At 65.4% G+C, this 12,262-nt stretch carries 16 protein-coding genes and 1 pseudogene; 10 read left to right on the forward strand and 7 right to left on the reverse strand.

The window, feature by feature from the left end:
* Positions 1-51: 51 nt before the first annotated feature.
* The 3 genes from ASE50_RS18845 to phhA form a co-directional block, all read right to left on the reverse strand.
* On the reverse strand, positions 52-345 hold the full coding sequence (locus ASE50_RS18845; protein WP_156347479.1) for a hypothetical protein: 294 nt from the start codon (positions 343-345) through the stop codon (positions 52-54).
* Positions 346-446: 101 nt separating this feature from the next.
* A complete protein-coding gene (locus ASE50_RS14130; RefSeq protein ID WP_056401767.1) occupies positions 447-809 on the reverse strand; it encodes a 4a-hydroxytetrahydrobiopterin dehydratase in 363 nt (120 codons plus the stop codon).
* Entirely contained in the window at positions 806-1,681 is an 876-nt protein-coding gene (gene phhA, locus ASE50_RS14135; RefSeq protein WP_056401770.1) for a phenylalanine 4-monooxygenase, read from the reverse strand. Before phhA ends, ASE50_RS14130 begins: the two co-directional genes overlap by 4 nt.
* Before the next feature lie 165 nt (positions 1,682-1,846).
* Here phhA and ASE50_RS14140 point away from each other — a divergent pair, with 165 nt between their 5' ends.
* The 3 genes from ASE50_RS14140 to ASE50_RS14150 are packed head-to-tail and all read left to right on the forward strand — an operon-like array spanning position 1,847 to position 3,576.
* A complete protein-coding gene (locus ASE50_RS14140; RefSeq protein ID WP_056401773.1) occupies positions 1,847-2,278 on the forward strand; it encodes a hypothetical protein in 432 nt (143 codons plus the stop codon).
* Complete coding sequence (locus ASE50_RS14145) at positions 2,275-2,913, forward strand: hypothetical protein (RefSeq protein ID WP_056401776.1); 639 nt, start codon at positions 2,275-2,277, stop codon at positions 2,911-2,913. The genes ASE50_RS14140 and ASE50_RS14145 overlap by 4 nt, the downstream gene beginning before the upstream one ends.
* Positions 2,914-2,955: 42 nt before the next feature.
* Positions 2,956-3,576, forward strand: a complete 621-nt coding sequence (locus tag ASE50_RS14150) for a hypothetical protein (protein WP_056401779.1) — start codon at positions 2,956-2,958, stop codon at positions 3,574-3,576.
* Here the strand turns inward: ASE50_RS14150 and ASE50_RS14155 are convergent, their stop codons facing one another.
* The 3 genes from ASE50_RS14155 to dinB all read right to left on the reverse strand — a co-directional run bounded on the left by ASE50_RS14155 (position 3,577) and on the right by dinB (position 6,480).
* Positions 3,577-4,350, reverse strand: a complete 774-nt coding sequence (locus ASE50_RS14155; RefSeq protein ID WP_082439029.1) for an HAD family hydrolase — start codon at positions 4,348-4,350, stop codon at positions 3,577-3,579. It abuts the gene before it with no gap.
* Positions 4,347-5,342 carry a DUF308 domain-containing protein gene (locus tag ASE50_RS14160; protein WP_056401785.1) on the reverse strand — a complete coding sequence of 332 codons (996 nt, stop codon included), beginning with the start codon at positions 5,340-5,342 and terminating at the stop codon, positions 4,347-4,349. The genes ASE50_RS14155 and ASE50_RS14160 overlap by 4 nt, the downstream gene beginning before the upstream one ends.
* Positions 5,343-5,409: 67 nt before the next feature.
* Positions 5,410-6,480, reverse strand: a complete 1,071-nt coding sequence (dinB, locus tag ASE50_RS14165) for a DNA polymerase IV (RefSeq protein ID WP_056401788.1) — start codon at positions 6,478-6,480, stop codon at positions 5,410-5,412.
* A 511-nt stretch (positions 6,481-6,991) separates the two neighbouring features.
* Between dinB and ASE50_RS14170 the strand changes: the two genes are divergently transcribed.
* The 5 genes and pseudogenes from ASE50_RS14170 to ASE50_RS14185 all read left to right on the forward strand — a co-directional run bounded on the left by ASE50_RS14170 (position 6,992) and on the right by ASE50_RS14185 (position 10,143).
* A complete protein-coding gene (locus tag ASE50_RS14170; RefSeq protein ID WP_162236194.1) occupies positions 6,992-7,720 on the forward strand; it encodes a helix-turn-helix transcriptional regulator in 729 nt (242 codons plus the stop codon).
* A gap of 140 nt (positions 7,721-7,860) precedes the next feature.
* Entirely contained in the window at positions 7,861-8,469 is a 609-nt protein-coding gene (locus ASE50_RS14175) for an acyl-homoserine-lactone synthase (protein WP_056401794.1), read from the forward strand.
* 11 nt (positions 8,470-8,480) lie between these two features.
* On the forward strand, positions 8,481-9,362 hold the full coding sequence (locus ASE50_RS14180) for a phytanoyl-CoA dioxygenase family protein (protein WP_056401798.1): 882 nt from the start codon (positions 8,481-8,483) through the stop codon (positions 9,360-9,362).
* A gap of 37 nt (positions 9,363-9,399) precedes the next feature.
* Positions 9,400-9,543, forward strand: a pseudogene (locus tag ASE50_RS19765) (transcriptional regulator domain-containing protein); the annotation flags it as partial.
* A gap of 69 nt (positions 9,544-9,612) precedes the next feature.
* The gene (locus ASE50_RS14185) at positions 9,613-10,143 is read left to right on the forward strand and encodes a DNA -binding domain-containing protein (protein ID WP_162236195.1); all 531 of its coding nucleotides are present in this window, start codon (positions 9,613-9,615) and stop codon (positions 10,141-10,143) included.
* Here the strand turns inward: ASE50_RS14185 and ASE50_RS14190 are convergent.
* A complete protein-coding gene (locus ASE50_RS14190) occupies positions 10,140-10,382 on the reverse strand; it encodes a helix-turn-helix domain-containing protein (RefSeq protein ID WP_056401804.1) in 243 nt (80 codons plus the stop codon). The genes ASE50_RS14185 and ASE50_RS14190 overlap by 4 nt on opposite strands.
* A gap of 415 nt (positions 10,383-10,797) precedes the next feature.
* On the opposite strand from ASE50_RS14190, the gene ASE50_RS14195 reads away from it, so the two are divergent.
* Both ASE50_RS14195 and ASE50_RS14200 read left to right on the forward strand, forming a co-directional pair.
* The gene (locus tag ASE50_RS14195; protein ID WP_056401807.1) at positions 10,798-11,805 is read left to right on the forward strand and encodes an ArdC family protein; all 1,008 of its coding nucleotides are present in this window, start codon (positions 10,798-10,800) and stop codon (positions 11,803-11,805) included.
* A complete protein-coding gene (locus ASE50_RS14200; protein ID WP_056401810.1) occupies positions 11,802-12,239 on the forward strand; it encodes a DUF2958 domain-containing protein in 438 nt (145 codons plus the stop codon). Before ASE50_RS14195 ends, ASE50_RS14200 begins: the two co-directional genes overlap by 4 nt.
* The last annotated feature ends 23 nt before the right edge of the window (positions 12,240-12,262 follow it).

Consider the following 12,262-nt stretch of genomic DNA (forward strand, 5'->3'; position numbering starts at 1 on the left):
GACTGATGCCAACGCGATTCGCCTCCCCCGACAACTATGAGACGGTAAATACTACTTTGTCGCTAAGAGAAACGCCGCGGCTAAACCGGCTGCGCGTGATGTGACGGGTGTTGCTCTTCTCGCCAAGGCTTGCGACATTTCGTCATGCCTACGACCGCTGAGTTTCGCGAAGCCTTGCTTGCCCGATTTCGCGCCGCCACCAGTGCGGGAGAGGAAAGCGTCGAAATTGCCGCGGGCGACTTGCATCGGCAATTGGGCAGTTATCCTGGCCCGAGCCATCAGATGCCGTCCTGTAGCGCGGTGATGCACGACGAATTGCGGGTCGGCGACCAGATCATCGCTCAACCACCCAGCGGCAAGGGGGCGAGCCTAGTTGTGCGTTACCGGCTGCCTCGCGGCCGATAACGATCGGCGAATGCCCACCGCGTCGCGCGCTTTCGGTGCAGTCAGGGTTGAGCGGCCGGCGATGTGTAGACGGAGCGTGGCGAAAGACTGTCGGCGCCGAACAGCAATGCCAGATCATCGATCCGTTCGGCCAGCGCCGCGTCGCGCGGGCTCAGTCCGTCGGCGTCGTGCGTGGTGAGAATGATCTCGACCCGGTCATAGACGTTCGACCATTCGGGATGATGATCGAGCCGGTCGGCAATGATCGCCACCGCACTCATGAACCCAAACGCTTCAGCGAAGCTGTCGAACCGCAGATAGCGCGTGATCGCCTCGCGCTCATGTTTGAGCTGCCACATGGGCTGCCGGCGCAGCAGCGCCTCGCGTTCGCGGTCGGTCAGGCGGCGGGCGGGCAAGGCGGTCATGCCGTCGCTTTCGCGATGCCGGTCTTGGCCTGCGCATAGGCCTGGGTGCCGCGATGGAGCACGCAGTCGCTGGCGATCACCGTGTCGGTCGCCAGTTCAGGCAGGAGTTCGATCTGTCCGTAGATCGGCGCAAAATCGGTCTCGAGCGTCGTCTCGAGCAAAGCTTCGAATGACGGGATCACGAAATAACTCTGCTGATAATCGTCGATCCGGTAGCGCGTCCGCATGACCCGCTTGAGGAAGGCGATCCGGTTGGGACTGGCGTCATCGAGCGCGAAGCGGCTTTCACCATAGGAGGAGACGATGCCGGCGCCATAGAGCAGGAGCTTGCCGTCCTGCTCGATCAGCCCGAACTCGACCGTATACCAGTAAAGGCGGGCAAGTTTGTCGAGCGCGCCAAACTCCAGGCTGCGCAGACCGCCTTCGCCATAGGCCTGCATGTAATCGGCGAACACCGGGTTCGCGAGGAGCGGCACATGCCCGAAGACATCGTGGAAGATGTCGGGTTCCTGCAGATAGTCGATCTGCGCGGGCGTGCGGATGAAGCGCCCGGCGACGAAGCGCCGGTTGGCGAGATGCTCGAAGAACACCGCGTCTGGCACGAGACCGGGGACCGCCACCACGGTCCAGCCGGTCGCCCGGTGGAGCCGTTCGTTGAGTTCGTCAAAGTCGGGAATGCCGGGTTTCGACAGGCGCAGGATATCGAGACCTTGAAGAAAGGCGGGATGGACGCGGCCAGGCAGCATCTTCGCCTGCCGCGCGAACAGCCGATCCCACATGGCATGCTCGTCGGCGGAATAGCGATCGCAGCCTTGCGGGATCGTCCAGTCGGGCGCGGCGCCGGGCGGCGGCTGGGTATCGTCGGTTGCCATATGTCCCCCTGACCTCGCTCGGGCCTTTCTCACCTAGATGCGTGGGGGCGGCAGTTCCGCAGAAGCGCCTCGGCATCTTAGCGGTTTGCCGCTCGACCTTGCGCGCTAGGATAGACCGGGGCGGGAGTGCGCGCACGAGTCGCGCAGGTCTAATCGGGGAGGGGCATGGCTGAAAGCTGGAACAAGACGACCTCGTTCGCGCATTTTGGCGTGGACCTCGTCAATACGCGTTGGTCCTGGTCGGGGCGTTCGGCCGATCAGTCGGTGGTCGCCCTCGTGCTGTGGCAGGACGGCGTTAAAGGCCGGAACGGCGATCTCACCTATGACGACACCGAAGACCCGACCGCGGAATGGCGCAGCCGCCCGGGATCGACCGAGCGCACGCAACTCCTCAAATATTGCCGCGACGCGCTGGGCGGCCGGTTTCGTGCGGTGATCGCCGTCGCGGTCGATGTCACAGCAGACCCACGCCAGATCGAGCGATGCTTCCCGCAAAAGGGCGTCTTCTGGCAATTGGACGATTTCGACGAGACAAGCGGCGCGTTCACCGCCCATGTCATTCGCGAGACGAAAACAGAAACTGGGGGTGGATTTTGAGCTACGACAATGATGTCCCGACGCGCGGTTCGTTCTACGACGGCTGTATCAAGACCTATGGCGCTGCCACGCGCCTGATGGGTGAGGTCTGGGAAGAGACCGTCGGCGAACCGATGGGCAAATTGTCAGGATACCCCAAGGATCGCTTCCGCCAGGCGCTCGATCGTTATGCAAAGGCCATCGCGACCGGAACCTCGGGGCTCGACAAGGGCATCCGCCGCGCCGCGCAGGCCGACGACGTTCTGAAGTCCTTCATTCTCGATGAGATGAAGGATCCCTCCGCGCCGCTCGCGCCTGACATCGACGACGTGGCCCCGAGCCTGTTCAAGAAAGCGATCTGGGACGAAGCGCTCGCCTTCGCGGACGACGAACCCATCGACGTCAATCTCGACGAATTTCTGCGCGCCGTCGTCAAACGCATCGGTACCGAGATGAACTGGAGCCGCCGCATCAATGTCGGCGAGAACCGCCACTTTCCGCGCATGGTGCAATGGCTGCGCGAGGTGGAATATGACACCACCGCTGACGACGGCGTCGGGCTGCGTTTGCTCAACCGCGCCAGCCGCGGGCGCGTGGCTGCCTATCCGACCGGGCCCCAGACGTTGAAGGTGCGCGTCGATGCCAGCTACCTCTGACATGTCCTCGGTGACGGGCCTTCTGGCAAGCGAGCGCGGCGCTTGATCAGCAATGCTGTCGATCGCGCCAAGATCGCCTCGGCCATCGGTCCGGCGCTCGACGACCTCGTGCGCGAACGCATGAAAGGCCTGATCGGCGAGCCCGACATCACGTCGCGCGTTGGCCAGCGGCTCGAGGATCGCTTCGACGGCGAAGAACTCGCCGGATATCGGATCCGCGTCATCAGCGAGACGATCACGTCGCACGGTCCCAAAAGCCTCGAAAATCCGATGGGGAGCGATCTCTATTTCGCCATCTCGGTTCAAGACGCGGCCGGGAACGAGACCACCAAGGGAATTCTCGTCCAGGCGAAACGTGAGGACAAACGCAAATGGCGGGAGCTGGAAGAACAGTGCCGACGGATGGAACTGATTACCAAGAAGGGCTCGGTCGTCTGGCTCTACAGGCCGAGCGGCATCGGCGTCCTGCGCGCGTCCGACGTTGCCAAACGAGTCACCCGCTCGATCACCACCACCGACTTTTTCGACCAGGTGTTGGAATGCACGATCGGCGATCGACGCAAGGTGCCGGGCGGCGACTTTGGCGACCGCGACAGGCTTAAGCAGATGCTCGAGACGCTCGGCGCCCGCAACGCCGTATGGCTCGATCTCGAGAAGAAATAGTCAGGCGTCGGGGCTGGCCACGATGATGCGCGCGGCCTCGCTGAAATCGGTGATCGTGAAGTCCGGACCGACCTCGGCGGCGTCCGGCGTCCATTCGGGCCGGAACCCGCCAGGAAAGTAGATCGTCGCAAGCCCCGCGGCCTTGGCGGGGGCGATGTCACGATCGAGCTGGTCGCCGATCATGAACGCACGCTTGGGTAGGCGGGCGAGACGCAGCACGCGGCGATAGAGTTCGGGCCGCTTCTGGCCCTCGATCACCCGCGTGAAATGTCCCTCGAGACCGGTCGCGCCGATTACCGTCTCCACCTTGCCGCGCGCCGCTTCCGAGACGATCAGCACCGCACAGCCAGCGTCCTGGAGCGCCGACAGGCCCGCCATCACTCCAGGTCGAAGGACGGGTACTGCCTTGAGCGCACGCCAGTAGAGCGCCTCGATTTCCTCTTCGCTCGACGCCGGCAAATGGGAGGGGGCGGTGCCCAGCCGGCTCGCCCGCGCCGCCTCGACCGCGCCCTTGCCCGACAGCGCCAGAGCCGTCGCCTTGATCAGCAGTTTGGCCGGATAGCGCAGCCCGCTATGATGGCGCGCCGCGATCGCCTGATCGATCGCGCGGACATAGCCGAGCCGATCGCTTACTGGGCAGGGGGTGCCGGTCGCGGCCTCGACGCCGCTGAGCAGGCCGAGTTGGGCCTCGGCGAACACCCGATCGGTATCCCATAATGTGTTGTCCGCATCGACGAACACCGTCGCGGGTGGCACCCCATCTGTTTGGCTCATTGTTTGTTTTCGAGAGGCGATTGCGCGTTAGCGGCCCCGCTTGCCGCCGCATTGGCGATCGGTTCGGGCGTGGGAGAGGGTGTCGTCGTGACCGAGAGCGGCGGCACCGCGGTGACATTGGCGTCGACCGCAATCGGTGCGTCCGCGGGGACGAGCTTGACCGCCGTCGGCGGGCTAACCTGCTCCTGTTGTAAGACCGCGAGCACCGCGAGCAGCAGGATCCACGCGATCAGGCATTTGAGCGCGGTCGCCAGTAGGCGCTGCGCCGGGTCCAAATAGCGCAATTTGTCGGCCGTCTTGCACGCGATCAGATACGTCTCTCCGACCATGTCGGCGAGATAGTTGGCCCTCAATTTCGGGTTGAGCGTCGGCGTATCGGTGTCGGCCGCCGGCTTGGGGCCGACGAACTCGAGACTCCAGATGCTCGGGCGGACCTTGATGATACCTTGATAGAAGAGCCGCGACGGCGCCGGTCCATCCTCCACCGAGACATGGCTGTGTTTCTTATATTTGAAGCGCGTGCGCGTCGCATGGAAGGTGACGAGCGCGCCGCACAGCGAATACATCAGGAAGATGCCGAACAGGATATAGGCCGCACCGATCAGCAGGATCATCCACCAGGACTGCTCCATAACCTTGCCGAACGGAAAACCGTCGACCAGCCGGGCGAACAAAGCCGCGGACAAGGCCGTCACGAAGGTCGTCACCGTCAGCAGACGCGTAGCCTTCTGATCCTGATATTCGGTCTGCGATTTGACTTCGTCGAGGCTGTCGCGCGCCAGCTTGAGGGCGTCGTCGAGATCGTCATCATCGGCGAGCCTGGTCCAGTGAGCGGATGCCTCGCCGAATTCCTTGATGATCTCGTGCGAGGTCAGCAATTTGGGCGCACCTTCGATCATGACCTTCGGGTAGAAGTCGATCGAACGCGACCAGAGCGCATCGCATATCGCTGCTATGCGCCCAAGCGGCGCCGGGTCCAGAGTGTTCGTCATCGCCACCTCATAGCCAAGTCGGGCCGTGACGACGATGGCATTCGCGCGCGGGCGTCTGTGCGAAGCATCAAAGCAGCGCTGCCACGGGCTCGGCCGCGACGCTCGCATCCTCGAAATTCGACACCGTCACCCCGACCAGCCGGATCGGCTTCTCCGCCGGCAGCACGCTGTTCGCGAGGTCGCGCGCCAGGCCGTGCAGCGTGTCGCGGCTGCGGATCGCGCCGGTGATGCTGCGCGCGCGGGTTATCTGCTGGAAATCGGCGAACTTGATCTTGATCGTCGCGGTGCGCCCAAACCTCTGCCTGGTCTCGCACCAACCCCAGACATCGTCGGCCATGCGCAGGATCTGGGCGGTAATGGCAGTGGGGTCGGTCAGGTCTTCGCCGAACGTCGTCTCGGACCCCGACGATTTGCGCACGCGGTTAGGATCGACCGGGCGCTCGTCGATGCCGCGCGCGATCGTGTGATACCATTCGGCCGAGCTGCCGAAATGCTGCTGCAGAAAGCCAAGCGATTTGTCGCGGAGGTCGGCGCCGGTCAGGATTCCCAGCCGCTCCATCTTCGCCGCGGTCACCGGACCGACGCCGTGGAAGCGCTTGACCGGCAGGGTCTCGACCCAGGCCGCGCCCATGTCGGGCGTCACTGCGAATTGCCCGTCAGGCTTGTTCTGGTCGCTCGCCAGCTTGGCGAGGAACTTGTTGTACGAAACGCCCGCCGAGGCGGTGAGGCCGGTCTCCTCGAGGATGCGCTTGCGAATGGCCTTCGCGGTCTTCCAGGCGCTCCCGATTTGCGGGCGGTCGTCGGTCACGTCGAGATAGGCCTCGTCCAAGGACAAGGGCTGGATCAGTTCGGTGAACTCCTGGAACACCTGATGGATCTGCTGCGACACCGCGCGGTAGACCTCGAAGCGCGGCGGCACGAAGATCAGGTCGGGGCAGCGTTTGAGCGCAGAGACCGAGGGGAGGGCCGAGCGGACCCCGAATTTCCTCGCCTCGTAGCTCGCCGCGGCGACCACGCCGCGCCGTTCGCCATGGCCGACCGCGACCGGCAGGCCGCGAAGCGCGGGATTGTCGCGCTGCTCCACGCTCGCGAAGAACGCGTCCATATCGACATGGATGATCTTGCGCACCGCGGCCATGCCGACTCATTACCACGCGGAGAACGGGAGGGGAACAAACGTGTTGGGTGTCCTGCGCGAAATGCACTCCGTCCGCGCCCGCATCGGCGAACCGGCAGGGAAATCGGAATTTCCCACGGCCTATCTTGGGCGGCAGGTGGACCACTGAGCGGCGGCAGAGGCTGGATTGTGAAGCACTAGTTGCTCGCCGGAAAACCCTCGCTGCTAGCCAGACCGTGACCAAGGCGAGCCGGAGGGCGCAATCCGAATACGCCTTATCCCAACCAGAACATCAGAAACGGACGCACTTTCGGTCGCGATCTGACCCGGAAAACCCGTCGCCAGGTATCTATGCTGCTGCCGTAATCGGGGGACATCTTGCGATGGGAATTGATTTGCCTGTTAGCACTGTAGGAAATACTCTACAAGAACTTTCGCTATCGCGCGACGTTTCCTTGCGCGTCGATCCCCCGCCGGACCCTGACTTTGGATAGCGGGGAGCGCCTGACAGGTGCGGCGGCCGCCATCGATCTTGCGTGAATTTCGTGACCGCGCCTCGGCTTGCGAGACGAAGGAAGAACTCGCGCGATTGATCGTGGAAGCCTCGCGAGAACTCGGCTTCGACTATGTCGCGATCCTTCACTCGAACAGTCTGCGCCGAGCGAGCGGAAGGCTTATACGCTACGAAAACTACCCCGAGGGCTGGGATCGCAAGCTGGTCGCGCGCGGCGAGGTTATTGTTGACCCGATCCTTGCGATCGCGCGGCGCGGGTCGATGGGCTTCCTCTGGAGCGACGCGCTGGTGGCGTCGCAGCTCAGCGCCGGCCAGAGGATGATATTGGACGAGGCGCGCCGCTTCGGCATCCGGCAGGGTTTCACCGTTCCCGCTAACGTGCCTGGCGAACCCGAAGGCTCGATCAATTTCGCGACCCGCTCGACAAGGTCGATCAGCCGCTCGCGCCAGCATCTTGCCGATGACATCGGCCATCTTGCCTTCGAGGCGGCACGGAGGATCATGGGCTATGGTCGCAGCCTGTTACCGACATTGTCGCCGCGCGAACGCGAGGTCATACGCTGGATCGCCCGCGGTAAGATCGACCCCGACATCGCGATGATCATCGGTTGTGGTCTCGAGACCGTGCACAGCTATGTGAAGGCAGCGATGCGGAAACTCGACGTCGTGACCCGCGCGCAGTTGATAGAGGCTGCTTTGCGGCTTGGCATCATCGACTTCTCCGTCACCGTGACACCGTTCGAGTGATTGCTAGCTGACCAATCCTCGGCACGATCGCGCGGATCAAGCGCAGTGCACGCATAGCTGCCAATCCCCCCATATGGGTGAACTGACCTGCGCCTGCTGACCTGATTGTTGTGTGGCTCCTTATTTCCGGGAGCTTGCGCATGATCCAATTGTCTCGAGGCTATGACCTGTCGTTGGCGGCCGATGCCGCCATGTTCGAAGACCGCCGCCGTCTCTTCGTCGACCTGATGCGCTGGGATGTCCCGGTCGTCGGCGGTCGGTTCGAAATCGATGGGTATGACGGATCCGACGCCGTCTATGTCCGCGAGGTCGACGAGACCGGCGCGCATCGCGGCTCACTGCGGCTGCTGCCGACCGTCATGCCGCATCTGCTGGCGGATCTGTTCTGCGAGTTGGTCGATGGACCGGTGCCGTGCGGGGTGCATGTCTTCGAGATCACCCGATTGTGTCTGCCGCAGCGTCTGCCTGCGGCGCAGCGGCTGGTGGTGCGCAACCGCCTGATCAGCGCGATGGTCGACCATGCGCTCGATGCGGGCATTTCACTGCTGGTCGGCTTCGTCCGGCCGGACTTCCGCGACGCCGTGCTCGAGATGGGCTGGCGCGGGCGCGCGCTTGGGCCGGTGCGCGTGGTCGGCGGCATGGCGCTCGGCGCCTTCGCGCTGGAGATCGATGCGGCGACGCCGGACTTGCTGGCGGCCAACGGCATCTACACGCCGGGGCTGCTGCGCCCCGTCGCTGTCGCGGCGTGAGGGAGGGGGCGATGAGCGATATCGACCTTCCATTGGCCGCGCTGCGGTCTGAGGGCTATTGCGTCGTGCGCGGCGCGATCGATGTGGACGCCGTGGCGGCGCTCAATGCCGATCTCGACGGCCCGCTGGCTGATGCACCGTTCTGCGACGGCAATTTCTATGGCCGTTCGACCAAGCGGCTCGGCGCAATGCTGCGCCGGTCTTCGGTCGCTGAGGCTTTTGTGCAGCATCCGCTGGCGCTGGGTCTGGCTGACGCCGTGCTCGGACCCTGGTGCGACCGCGTGGGCTTGAACCTGACCCAGGCGATCGAGATCCACGGCGGCGCGCTCGCGCAATACCCGCATCGCGACGAGGATATGTGGGGCGGACCCAAGGGTGAGCTCGACTATCTCATCAACGTCATGTGGCCGCTGACCGACTTCACCGTCGCCAATGGCGCGACCCGGCTGTGGCCGGGCAGTCATCTGGGTGCGGTGGGTGGCGTCGCCGACGAGGCAGATGCGGTGACGCCCGAGCTGGCGCCGGGCGATGTCCTGATGTTCCTTGGGAGCACGATGCATGGCGGTGGCGCCAATATGACCGCGCTGCCGCGCCGCGGCCTGGTGGTGAGCTATTGTCTTGGCTGGCTCAAGCCGTTCGAGAACCAGTGGCTCATCTATCCGCCTGCGATCGCGCGGACCTTCTCGCCCGAACTCGCGGCGCTGGTCGGCTATGCCCAGCATCGCCCCAATCTCGGCAATGTCGAGGGCCGCTGCCCGTCCGAGCTGTTGTGGGGCGACGGGTTGGCCGGGCTGCCGCCGGCCGATGCCCTGAACGACGAGCAGACCTCGGCGCTGGGCGACTATGTCGCCGGCCAACAGGCCGCCGCGCGCGCCGGGCTCTTGGGCGGCTGAGCAGGTAGGGCGACGGGGTTAGCCGGGAGCGGCCGCCGTGCCGGCGTCCGCTCCCGGTGGTGGTTTTAGTGGTGGTGAGGGTTGGCCTGACTGGCGGGAAGCCGGGGACTATGCCTGGCTGTTGAACGCAGCGCGTCCGGCATTTGCTTGGGAATGGCTGCGCCGCTCGGAGGCGTATCGGGATGGCTGGTCTGCTGGGTTCGGTGGGTTAGGCCTCTTGGGGCCGGTCGATCCTTGCATGGACGCGCAGGTGGCGCGGCCTCTTTGGTCCGCTTCGGTCTATCGCTCCGTGCTGCCTTGTGTCGTGGGCGGGGCGGGGGAGTGTTTCGATGTCGGTGTGCTCGGTGAGCCGGCGTCGGTGGTGGTCGCCGACGGCGTCGAGCATTGGCTGGTGTCCGACGGGCTACGGTCGTTGCGGCTGGATGTCGCAGACGGGACGCTGGGTGGCGGTCCGGTGCCGTTGCGGTTCTTTGTCGATGGGCTGGTTTTTGGCGAGCCTGCTGTGCTGGCTTTGCGGCGGCTGTCGGTGGTGGCGCGGACCGGGCGGTTTAGCGGTTCGCTGTTCGCGCGGGAGCCGCGTGCCGATCGCTGGGTGCTGGCCTTGCGCGTCTGCGATGCCCTTCGTGCCGGTGCCGGTCAGCGCGAGATCGCCGGTGCCCTGTTCGATGTACCGCCTGCGCGCTGGCGGGTCGCCGCGCCGTCCTTCCGTCTGCGCGTCCAGCGGCTGGTCGCGTGTGCGCGCCGGTCGCTGATCGCCGGGCCTGCGCCCTGGCTCACCTAGTCGGCGTCGCCTTTGTATTTCTTCGCCGTGTCGGGATGCAGCAATTCCCAGGGTTCGACGCCCAGAGCGCCGGCCAGGCTTTCTAGCTTGTCGATCGAGATCCCGTATTTGCCGTTCTCGGTATCGCTGATGAAGCTGCGATCGATCCCGGCGATTTCTGCCAGCAGTTCCTGGCTCTTCTTCCGGGCACCGCGAAGCACACGCAGATTGGTACTCAGGATCTTGCGCGTATCGGTCATTGCCGAGACTGTGACGAACCTTGCTCTCTCGCGTTGTCGGAAATAGTCCGCAATCATCCAGAGGGGCCGGCGCCTCGCCTGCGGCGACCGCCGCTCTAGGGCTGCGCCCCCGAGCCGCTGTTGGCGTCTCGGCCTGGCGGTGACGATCGGCTGGCGGAAGGGGTGAAGTGGGGTCTGCGGACGCTGCTGCGCAGCGGCGTGGTTGTGGGCCTCCCTCGAGAAACCGGGGATGGCCGGCGCGCCCGACTAGGCCCGCTTGCGGTCACGGCAAGGCTCCCTTGGCGGTCGCCTGCTCCGCTGCGCTGCGCCCCCTTGGGTGCCGTGCCCGCGCCCTGCGGGCCTCTCTGGGCTTCCTCGCCGCCCACCCCCGCTTTCCGGGGAGGCTTCGTGCCGGGGCAGGTGAGGAGGATATCGCATGTCTGCTGTTCGCCGCCGTTCCGCCCGGGGCAAGGGTGCTGCCGTTTCTGCCGACCGGGGGGCGGGCGCTGCGGCTGCCGCGCCCGCCGCTTCGCTCTATGACGAGGTCACCCGCCGCATCGTCGCCGAGCTCGAATCCGGGCGTTTCCCATGGGTCCAGCCTTGGGGATCGCTGGCAGGCGGCGAGGGGATCGCGCCCGGCCTGCCCCGCAATGCGCTGACCGCCCGGCCCTATTCCGGGGTCAATATCCTGCTGCTCTGGTCGGCAGTCATCGAGCATGGTTTCCCCACCCAATCGTGGCTGACCTTCCGGCAGGCGCAGAGTGCCGGGGGCTGTGTCCGCAAGGGCGAGCATGGTGTCACCGTCGTCTATGCCGACCGCTTCATTCCCGGCGCCGAGAAGGAACGCGCCGCGCGTGATGGCGACGATGCGCGCGGCATTCCGTTTCTCAAGCGCTTCACCGTCTTCAATGTCGCGCAGTGCGAGGGCCTGCGTGGGGGGCTGGCGGCGGACCCCGCGCCCTTGCCCGACCGCGAGATCGTGCCGGTCGCCGAGGCGCTGATCGAGGCGTCGGGCGCGGATTTCCGGATCGGGGGCGAGCGCGCTTTCTACGCCCCCGGCCACGACTTCGTGATGGTCCCGCCGCAACAGGCGTTCTTCGATCAGATCAATTTCTACCGCACCGCGCTCCACGAACTGACCCACTGGACCGGGCACCGGTCGCGGCTCGCGCGCGACTTCACCGGCGCGTTCGGCTCGGAGGCCTATGCCCGCGAGGAACTCGCCGCCGAAATGGGGTCGGCCTTCCTCTGCGCCGCATTGGGCATAGTCCCGACCGTGCGCCATGCCGATTACCTCGCCGGATGGCTCGACCTGCTGCTCCACGACAGCCGCGCGATCTTCCGCGCCGCCTCTGCCGCCACGAAAGCCGCCGATTACCTGCTCGCCCTGCGCGATGCTGCGGCGGCGGATGCGGTCACCGACGCAGAAAGGATCGCGGCATGATCCTGCTCCCGCCCGCCTTGCGCTTCCAGCTGCGCGCCAATGCCATCGCCCGCCGCGCCGCGCAGCGTGACGGGCGCGCCGAACCCGATGCGCTCCCCGTCCTCAAGCTGTTCAATCCGATCGGGGCGGCGACATGGCTCGCAACCGAACTCGACGCGGATGACGACACCCTGTTCGGCCTCGCCGATCTCGGTTTCGGCTGTCCGGAACTGGGGCCATTTTCGCTGCGCGAAATCACCTCGGTGCGGCTGCCCTATGGCCTCGGCATCGAGCGCGATCTCGGCTTCACCACCACCCATCGCCTCGCGACCTGGGCAGCATGGGCGCGCCGCTCGGGATCGATCATCCTTGCCGAAACCCTGTTGCGGCGCGCGGCCACGCCGCCCGCCATCGATCCGGACCCCGACAATCCGGACCCCGATCCTGCCGCCTGACGGCGGATGCCGCGCGGTGGGGC

It is taken from the genome of Sphingomonas sp. Leaf5 (genome assembly GCF_001421155.1).
In the GTDB taxonomy this organism is placed as follows: Bacteria; Pseudomonadota; Alphaproteobacteria; order Sphingomonadales; family Sphingomonadaceae; genus Sphingomonas.